This is a genomic window from Streptomyces sp. HNM0645 (assembly GCF_030056615.1).
GTDB classification, from domain to species: Bacteria; Actinomycetota; Actinomycetes; order Streptomycetales; family Streptomycetaceae; genus Streptomyces; species Streptomyces marianii.
In genome coordinates this window covers 1-7057 of sequence record NZ_JASHLT010000095.1, presented here as the reverse complement: position 1 = coordinate 7057, position 7057 = coordinate 1, and the positions used below count along the sequence as shown (strand labels likewise).

Here is a 7057-nt window from a genome sequence, read left to right as displayed (position 1 = left end):
CGCCCGACAGGTACTTGGTGACCGTGCGCCGATTCAGCCCGGTCTCCTTCGCGATCTCCCGCAGGCTCATCGCCCCGGACTCGTACAGACCGCGAAACCGCCTCAGCTCCAGCCACCGATGCGGGTCCAGCACCACAGCCAGCCGCCTTCCGTCGATCCCGAACCGACGGCAGCAGACTTCCGGCTCCACCCTCTCCGTGCATCAACAACGGTGCGTTCTCATTCGTACGAGGTGGTGCACGTTCACTTGTACGCCGACACCGCCGAACCCACTTGTAACGTTCCGCCGTTTGGCGGCACTGACGGGTATGGGCCATGACGACCTGCGTGCGCTGTTCCTCAACTGCACGCTGAAGAAGAGCCCGGAGCGGAGTCATACGCAGGGCCTGATCGACCTGAGCTCGCGGATCATGGGGAAGCAGGGCGTGCAGGTCGAGCACCTGCGGCCGATCGACCATGAGGTCGCCACCGGGGTGTGGCCGGACATGACCGAGCACGGCTGGGAGCGCGATGCGTGGCCAGCGATCTACCAGCGAGTGATGGCCGCCGACATCCTCGTCATAGCCGGGCCCATCTGGCTGGGTGACAACAGCTCCGTCGCCAAGCAGGTCATCGAGCGGCTCTACGCCTGCTCCGGCCTGCTCAACGAGGCCGGGCAGTACGCCTACTACGGGAGGGTGGGCGGTTGTCTGATCACCGGCAACGAGGACGGCGCCAAGCACTGCGCTATGAATGTCCTCTACAGCCTCCAGCGCCTGGGGTATGTCATCCCGCCGCAAGCGGACGCCGGCTGGATCGGAGAGGCCGGTCCCGGCCCCTCGTATCTCGATCCGGGCTCCGGCGGTCCCGCCAACGACTTCACCAACCGGAACACCACGTTCATGACGTGGAACCTGCTCCACATGGCCCGGCTGCTCAAGGACGCCGGTGGCATCCCCGCACACGGGAACCAGCGGTCGGAGTGGGACGCCGGCTGCCGCTTCGACTTCGAGAACCCGGAATACCGCTGACATCAGCAACGAAAGGCTGAGAATCATGACTGTCGAGACGCTCGAGACCGTTCCCACCTGCGCCTACCCGGGCTGCACCCACGCGCCCGAGCCGAAGGCGCCCGGCGCGGAGGGACCGGCCTCCCGCTACTGCGACCACCCGGACCACAACGCGCTCGGCGCGTTCCGGAAGTTCCGCGCCAAGCGGCAGAAGCGCAAGGAGGACAAGCGCGCGGCGGCCGAGGCCAAGAAGACGGCCAAGGAGGAGGCAAAGGGAGCCGCGGCACCGGTCGCTGGGCAGCCGTGGCCCACCTCCTCCGTACCCGGGGCCGAGGTCGTATCCCAGGAACACGGACACGCCCCCGCCGCCGAGGCGTCCGAGCCCACCCCGGCCCCGGCGGAAGCCGTGCACGGCGAGATGGGCTCGATGGAGGAGGCCATGGATGCGATGAAGGCCGTGACTTCCATGGCGATGGCCGATTGCGGCGACAGCGCTCAGTCCCGCGACACCGTCGTCGCGCTCATCAAGCAGCTCTCCGCCGATCTCCCGGCCTACATTGAGGAGTTGGCGATAATCACTGACTCCGCGGCGGCTGAGGCGCGCATCGAGACGGTCACTCGCGCCTCCGCGCAGCGCATCCTCGCCGCCGAGGAGCGCGCCACGCTCGCCGAGGAGGCGGCCGACATGGCCGTCGCCGCGCTCGACGCCGCGACCCACAAGTTCGCCCAGGAGACCACCGCGACCCGCGAGGAGGCCGCGCACAAGGTCGCCGACGCCGAGTTCGTCCGCGCCGAGCTGGAGCGATACCGCGAGCGCGTCGGCATGCTCGAGGTCCGGCTCGACGCCGTCCGCGACGAGGCCGACGAGCTGCGCCGCGCCCGCACGGCAGCTTCCGCAGCCACGAGTTCCCCGGACACCCCTGCTGAGCAGGCGCACCCCGCAGAGAACTGCTGAAAGTCGTAGACGGACCGGAGCGGCGGACGTTCATCTGCAACGTTCGCCGCTCTTTCCGTCTCTGAATCCCCAGTGCCCATGACGCCGAGGGGCAGTTGCGATGCCGCCCCCGTGCCCACGAACACCCGAGAAGAAACGGAACCCCTGATGTGCCGTAGCAAGCGCCGCAACGCCCTCTGGATCATCACCTCCACCGCCGCCGTCGTCGTGGCAGCCATCGGGCTGTACCTCTTCCAGCCCTGGAAGCTGTTCACCACGAACCGCGTGGACGAGGTGCCTCCCGCGGCCGCCGCCGGCCAGCAGGCGGGCACGGTCAGGCAGGTGGCGAACGGGTCGTTCATCTCGCACGAGCACGAGACCAGCGGCTCTGTCGAGATCCAGCAGCTCGTCGACGGGAAGGCAACCCTGCGTCTGACGAACCTGCGCACCTCCGACGGTCCGGCCCTGCACGTGTGGCTCAGCGACCAGCCGGTCAGCAAGGACGGCGGCGGCAACCTCGACGACGGCAAGCACATCGACCTCGGCGACCTCAAGGGCAACGAGGGCAACCAGAACTACGCGATCCCCGCCGGCACCGACCTGAACAAGTTCTCCACGGTGACCATCTGGTGCGAGCGCTTCAGCGTCTCGTTCGGCGCGGCCGAGCTGAAGCAGCGCGCCTGACGGAGTCGGGTCGCAAACAGCAGCTCGCACTGGCGCGCCACGAGGTGCCCGAAGACGCCCCCGACGATCGCGGCGATCAACAGGTGGAGGTCGAAGCCCAGTTCGGCCGGTTGCCCGCCGTCCAGGCCAGGGTCCGGGCGGGGATGGTCTCGCCGACGTTCAGCATGATGTCCTCGGCAGTGGCCCTGCTCACCCGCGAGACGAGACGGAACTCGATGCCCCGCCCGCCGAGTTTGCGCTGTGCGTAGAGGCCGAGCTCGGGCGACAGCTCCGGCAGCATCCGCTATCCCGTGTGCACGATCACGAACCTGGGCCGCAACCCGTGCAGGCGCGGGAAGAGGTGGAGCACGTCATGGACGAGGTCGAAGAGTTCGGCCACCAGTTCCGTGCAGGCAAATCCACCGCCCGCCACCACGAACGTCAACAGCCGGGCCTGCTCGGCCGGGTCCGGCTCCAGATCGGCCCGTTCCAGCGTGCCCAGGAAGTGGCTCCGCAGCAGCGTCGCGTCCTCCACAGACTTCATCGGGAAGGCGTGTTCGCCCGCTCCCGGCAGGTCGAAGAAGTGCGGCACCCCGCCGACCACGAGGACCAGATGGTTGGACGGGACGCGGAGCATTCCCTCCTTGCCCACGGAGACGTTCGCGTTGTGGCTCTGCGTGTCGATGGAGCCGCCGGGCAGGAACGAGGCGCGGTCGAGCCCGACACGCACCGGGGCGCTGACATGCCTGGCCTCCACCGTGCTGGAGGTGACGCCGACGAGGAGCGGGGTGAAGAGCAGGAAGTTCGAGTCGCTTATCGGCGTCACGCGGGCCTCGAGCCCACGGCCGATCCGCCGGTCCAATTCGCGCGCGGCCCCGACCCCGCCGAAGCCACCACCGACGATCACCACATGGGGCCGACTCGCTTGGGTGCGGGGCGCTGCGGGAACCAGTTCGACAGGGCGTGGAACACGAGCCCGGTGATCGCGCCGAACAGGGCAGCGCCGACGAGCTCGGGGAAACGCGCCTCGGCCACCGCGATCGTCCACGACGGTGTATCCCCCTCAAGGACGGGGGCGAGGGTGAGGGTCCGGGTCACCCAGTCGCGCAGGCCAATGACCAGTCCGACGGAGAAGACCGAGCGTTGCTCTGCCGGTGCTCGCCGAAGAGGAAGCCGAGCACGGCTCCCAGCGCCACCGTGTACCCGGCCCACTGGATTTACGGCGGGTCCGTCGCGAGCGCACGACCGCGCCACCGGGCAGTCCGGCGACGACGCCGATCAAGAGTCTTCTGAGCAGGGACATGCACGTTCAGAGTGGGCGCGCCGTACGAGCGTTACACGTCCCGCTGCCAGTCCCGGAAGGCGGAGAGGAGGTGCTGCCGGGCGTCCGGCGAGATGTGGTCAAGGGTCAGTTCGCCCGTGGTGGCGATCGTCTGACGGAACTGGTCGAGGTAGTTCTCGCACCCGTAGCACTCAGCCAGGTGCTCGATGAAGCGCCGCTCGTCCCCTTCGGACAACGCGCCGTCGAGGAACTCGGTCACCAGCTCCACAAAGTCGTTGCAGTTCACGCGCGTCCCCTCCCACCCGCGACATCCTGGGCACCGGACAAGTACGACTCCAGTTTACGGCGCAGCAAGGCCCTGCCCCGATGGAGGAGGACACGCTGGTTACCCGGCGAGATCTCAAGGAGCGAGCACACCTCGTCGGATCCGTACCCGGCGACATCGCGCAGGGTGATCACGGTACGGAGGCGGGGCGGGAGCTCGTCGATCGCTTCCGCGATCATCTCGCGGACCTCGCTCCGCAGAACGTGGTCCTCGGGGATGTGCCAGGGACGCGGTTCCTGCCCGGCGACCCAGTGCCCGGCATACGGCTCGCCGGGGGCGCGGAAGCGCTCGGCGTCGACCGTCGGCCCCTCCTCCTCCGGTAAAAGACTGGCGAAGGGGACGGTCCTGCTCTCCTTCATGCCACGCGCCTTGGCGGTGTTGACGAGGATCCGATACACCCACGTCTTCAGTGATGCGCGCCCCTCGAAGCCGTTGATGCCCCTGATGACCGCCAGCCAGGTGTCCTGGACGGCCTCCTCGGCGGAATCCTTGGTCGAAACGAACGACATGGCCAGCCGGAGCATGCCGCCCGACCAGGAGTCCAGGACCAGGGCGAACGTCTCCTCGTCACCGGCGCGGAGGCGCTGCACCAGGACCTCGTCCGGGGGCAGTTCGCGTGGGCCCGCCATTCTTCTCTCCTTGCCGGACGTCAACTGGAAGCGCCAGCCTAGAGCAGCAGGACAAGTGCGGACATACGCGGGGTGCGTTCGTTCATCTCTCGATAACAACCTTCACGACCGGCGGCCGCTGAGGTCAGCCGCGCGGCAAGCTGCGGTGGGCCCCGAGGAGTTGATCGCGTGCCACAGAGGGCAGGTCCGGTCCAGGCGGCGCGCCCACAGCCGCGAGGGTCTGCCGGAACTGCTCGAGGTACGTCTCGCAGCCCTCGCACCGCGCCAGGTGCACGAGACAACGCAGCTCGGTCGGCTCGCCCATGGAGCCGTCGAGGAAGTCGGTCACCAGCTCCACGAACTGGGCACAGTTCATGACATCTGCCTGTTCTCGTGCGGCGGACGAACGGTCGACTCCTCACCGGCACATCCCTGTGGGAAGTCGACACCTGTCATGCTCCTGTCGCGGCGCCGAATTATGGGGCAGGACACCGAGCAACTCCATAGCAGCAGGTCCTGACTTCCGCGAAACCCGCCCGAACCCATGCCCGGAACGGGCGCAGTCACCATCGCCTCCACTGGCGGCGGTACCTGCAGCGTTCGCCGCGGACCGTGCCTCCGTGGCCGCCGTGCGCGCGGTCTCGGCATGCTCGGTGCCTTCGCCCTGGCGCGGGCTTCCTCCGTCCTGTGGAGGCATTCGGCCTCGACCGCCTTGTTGCGGGCGCTGCGAGCCTTGGTCTCCTCGCCCCGGGCCTGTTCGTTGGCCTTGGCGGCGATTCCCTCCCGGGTCTGCGCGGTGGCCCGCTCGCGACGGTAGGTCACGTCGTGGCAGGTGATGTCCAGTTGGCGAGACGGCCGCGCCAAGACCTTCGCGCTGCCCGGACGGCGCGAGATCAAGAAGATCACCAGGTCCACGCCTGTCGAGCACGGCCAGCCGTTCTCGGCATGGAGCCGACGGCAGGTGAGGTGGCCGGTGCGTCTCGAAAGAGGGAGCGGCGGTCAGCTCGCGTTAGCCTGAAGATCCGCACTCAACTGCCGAAAGGCCAGCTCACGCGGGATCCGGCCGACCGGTCGCGAGCGACAGAGCACGCTCCCGGGTGCTCATTCGTACGAGCATCGCGCCGTAGGCAGTGAGGGCCAGCAGACGCGCGACTTCCCACCACACCGGGAGCTCGCCAGGGCTGTTGGAGTTGATCCAGTTGCTCAGCGCGTGGAGCAGCGCCAGCGGCCAGATGGAGATGGTGTGCAGCCGCAGCGCGGCCAGCAGGAAGCCAAGGACGGTGGCGTGCACCACCTGGAAGGCGATGTAGTCGGGAGACCGCCCGAAGACAACACCCGACAGGACGTGTCCGAGGCCGAAGAGCAGCCCGATCCAGAGGGTCAGCGACCAGGGGGACAGCGCGCGCAAGAGTTCCTGCATCACTCCGCGCGCGTACAGCTCCTCGCTGATACCGACCGACAGCATCAGCAGCGCGCCGGCCGCCAACGTCCCCGCTGATCCTTCGACTCCCCGGGTCAACTCCAGACAGATCACCAGGTAGGCGGGCGCCAGCAGCCAGGGGCGGAGCGGCCGCAGCGTTGCCAGCCAGGGCGCCCGCCACCAGCGCAGTCGCGCCACCACGGCCAGGGGCACGACGCAGGCGGCCAAATTGATCAGGACGGGTCCGGCGAAGCCGATCGACGGCAGGGTGAAGGCGACGGCGAACAGCACCAGATGCCATCCCGCGTCGACCGCGACAGCGGCGGAGAAGGGGTAGCGGACCGGTGGGCCGGTGCTTGACGAGTTCACGACGGGCCAGTCTGCCAGTGGGGCACCCGCACGCGGCAGGGGCCTACGCCGGGGAAATCGCAGGGGGCCTCCATACTCCATCCCGCCCAGTCACCCCGGTGACCGTGAAGAGGCCGGACAGACCTTAGCCTCCCCGTTTCGTCTCGGGTGGCTGAGCTGGAGTGACGGCTGTGAAGTGGGGTTCTCGATCGTTGGCTGCCGGGCGGGCATGGTCGGAGCCCGACGCGCGGGTCGGTTTCTCCAGGGTTCCTCGGGACCTCGTCGGGCAGCTGGCGTATCGCTCGGCGGACCGGTTAGTACTGCAACGGTCTTTGCCGTGACGGTTTGGCAGTCGGATCGTTGTGCTGGGCATGGGGTGGGATGTGGTGCCGGCGGATGTCCGGCGTTGGTCGTCTGGGCTGGCTGAGCTGCATGAACGGTTCGTGTATCGGTTCAACAGGCTGGAGCCGCGGGAGTCGTCGCTGGCG

Annotated in this window: 11 protein-coding genes; 3 read left to right on the top strand and 8 right to left on the bottom strand. The window is 68.3% G+C overall.

Translation table 11 applies throughout. The features are described from left to right. Nucleotides 1–133, bottom strand: a 133-nt coding sequence (locus QMZ92_RS35445; RefSeq protein WP_502962219.1) for a helix-turn-helix domain-containing protein, incomplete at its 3' end; no start/stop codon positions are given. Nucleotides 134–308: 175 nt separating this feature from the next. On the opposite strand from QMZ92_RS35445, the gene QMZ92_RS35440 reads away from it, so the two are divergent. The 3 genes from QMZ92_RS35440 to QMZ92_RS35430 all read left to right on the top strand — a co-directional run bounded on the left by QMZ92_RS35440 (nt 309) and on the right by QMZ92_RS35430 (nt 2607). Beyond that, nucleotides 309–1010: a flavodoxin family protein gene (locus QMZ92_RS35440; RefSeq protein WP_283302003.1), complete on the top strand. Its 702-nt coding sequence runs from the start codon at nt 309–311 to the stop codon at nt 1008–1010. Nucleotides 1011–1035: 25 nt separating this feature from the next. After that, on the top strand, nt 1036–1944 hold the full coding sequence (locus QMZ92_RS35435; RefSeq protein WP_283301999.1) for a hypothetical protein: 909 nt from the start codon (nt 1036–1038) through the stop codon (nt 1942–1944). Between the two features lie 147 nt (nt 1945–2091). Beyond that, nucleotides 2092–2607, top strand: coding sequence for a DM13 domain-containing protein (locus tag QMZ92_RS35430; protein WP_283301996.1), 516 nt, complete (start codon nt 2092–2094; stop codon nt 2605–2607). A gap of 76 nt (nt 2608–2683) precedes the next feature. Here the strand turns inward: QMZ92_RS35430 and QMZ92_RS35425 are convergent, their stop codons facing one another. The 7 genes from QMZ92_RS35425 to QMZ92_RS35395 all read right to left on the bottom strand — a co-directional run bounded on the left by QMZ92_RS35425 (nt 2684) and on the right by QMZ92_RS35395 (nt 6590). Beyond that, nucleotides 2684–2887, bottom strand: coding sequence for a hypothetical protein (locus QMZ92_RS35425; protein ID WP_283301994.1), 204 nt, complete (start codon nt 2885–2887; stop codon nt 2684–2686). 3 nt (nt 2888–2890) lie between these two features. Then, nucleotides 2891–3493, bottom strand: coding sequence for an FAD-dependent oxidoreductase (locus tag QMZ92_RS35420; RefSeq protein WP_283302001.1), 603 nt, complete (start codon nt 3491–3493; stop codon nt 2891–2893). After that, nucleotides 3490–3684 carry a hypothetical protein gene (locus QMZ92_RS35415; RefSeq protein ID WP_283301992.1) on the bottom strand — a complete coding sequence of 65 codons (195 nt, stop codon included), beginning with the start codon at nt 3682–3684 and terminating at the stop codon, nt 3490–3492. The genes QMZ92_RS35420 and QMZ92_RS35415 overlap by 4 nt, the downstream gene beginning before the upstream one ends. A gap of 236 nt (nt 3685–3920) precedes the next feature. Further along, complete coding sequence (locus QMZ92_RS35410; protein WP_283301990.1) at nt 3921–4154, bottom strand: anti-sigma factor family protein; 234 nt, start codon at nt 4152–4154, stop codon at nt 3921–3923. Then, nucleotides 4151–4822, bottom strand: a complete 672-nt coding sequence (locus tag QMZ92_RS35405; protein WP_283301988.1) for an RNA polymerase sigma factor — start codon at nt 4820–4822, stop codon at nt 4151–4153. Before QMZ92_RS35405 ends, QMZ92_RS35410 begins: the two co-directional genes overlap by 4 nt. 124 nt (nt 4823–4946) lie before the next feature. Further along, nucleotides 4947–5177 (bottom strand): anti-sigma factor family protein, encoded by a 231-nt coding sequence (locus tag QMZ92_RS35400; RefSeq protein ID WP_283301986.1) that lies wholly within the window; start codon nt 5175–5177, stop codon nt 4947–4949. 672 nt (nt 5178–5849) lie between these two features. After that, complete coding sequence (locus tag QMZ92_RS35395; protein WP_283301983.1) at nt 5850–6590, bottom strand: CPBP family intramembrane glutamic endopeptidase; 741 nt, start codon at nt 6588–6590, stop codon at nt 5850–5852. Nucleotides 6591–7057 lie beyond the last annotated feature (467 nt).